The organism is Streptomyces sp. A18 (genome assembly GCF_059026065.1).
The window spans coordinates 1-1,192 of sequence record NZ_JBWLKL010000122.1 but is presented as its reverse complement, the minus strand read 5'-3'; the positions used below and the strand labels follow the sequence as shown (position 1 = coordinate 1,192).

Here is a 1,192-nt window from a genome sequence, read left to right as displayed (position 1 = left end):
GGCGCTGGAAGGCGTAGGTGGGGAGGTCGACCTGGCGGCGCTTACCGAAGAGGGCGTCCCAGTCCACGGCGGCGCCCCGCACATGCAGTTGGGCCAGCGCACCGACCAGCGCCTCCGGTGCCGGGCGATCCCGGCGGGAGGCCGACACCACCAGGGCATCGGTCACACCCTCACCCGCGAACGCCTCCGTGGTGATGCTCGCCAGCGTCGCGCCCGGCCCCACCTCCAGGAACACACTCGCGCCCGCCGCACGAGCCGACTCCACCGCATCGAAGAAGCGCACCGGCTCACGAACGTGGTCCACCCAGTACCCGGGCGACGTCAGCTCCTGGAGCGTGGCCTCACGCCCCAGCCGCGCCGAGACGATCGGAATCGACAGCCGCCCGCCGGACAGGTCCCCCAGCGACACCCGGAAGTCCTCCAGGATCGGATCCATCAGCGGCGAGTGGAAGGCATGGTCGACGTCGAGGAGCTTCGCCGACCGGCCCTCCGCCCTGAGGCGATCCCGCAGCGCATGGACCCCCTCACGCAGACCCGACACCACCACCGACTCCGGCCCGTTGACCGCGGCGATACCCACCCGGTCATACTCGGCCAGCAGCCCGCTCACCTCAGCCTCCGAGGCCCGCACCGCCAGCATCGCCCCACGCTCGGACACCGACTGCATCACCCGGCCACGCGCAGCCACCAGACGCGTCGCCGCCTCCAGGCTCAGCACACCGGACACATGCGCGGCAGCAATCTCACCGACCGAATGACCGATCAGATGGTTCGGCTGCGGAACATACTGCGCCACCAGCCGGTACAGACTCACCTGAAGCGCGAACAACGCCGCCTGAGCAACATCCGTCCGCTCACGCCCCTCCGGCTCCCCCGCCAACAACACCGGCTTCAAAGCAAACGGCAGATGCGCGTCAAAGCCCTCACAGACCTCATCGATACTGCGGGCGAACACCGGGAAGGTGTCATACAACTCCCGGCCCAGGCCCGCCCACCGCGAGCCCTGCCCCGGGAACATGAAGACGGAATCTCCGAGCTCTGCGGCGACCCCGCGCACCACAGCAACGCTCTCCGCGCCCTCACCCAGCGACGACAAGGCACCCAGCAGCTCATCCCGACCACGCCCCAGCACCACCGCACGATGCTCGAGCGCCGCACGGCCAGACACCAACGACGCACCCACATCAGCGAC

1 protein-coding gene is annotated in these 1,192 nt (G+C 69.6%); it reads right to left on the bottom strand.

The genetic code is table 11. From position 1 onward, the window contains the following. On the bottom strand, window positions 1-1,192 hold a 1,192-nt coding region (locus tag AC5P1C_RS43740; protein WP_493871584.1), incomplete at both ends, for an acyltransferase domain-containing protein.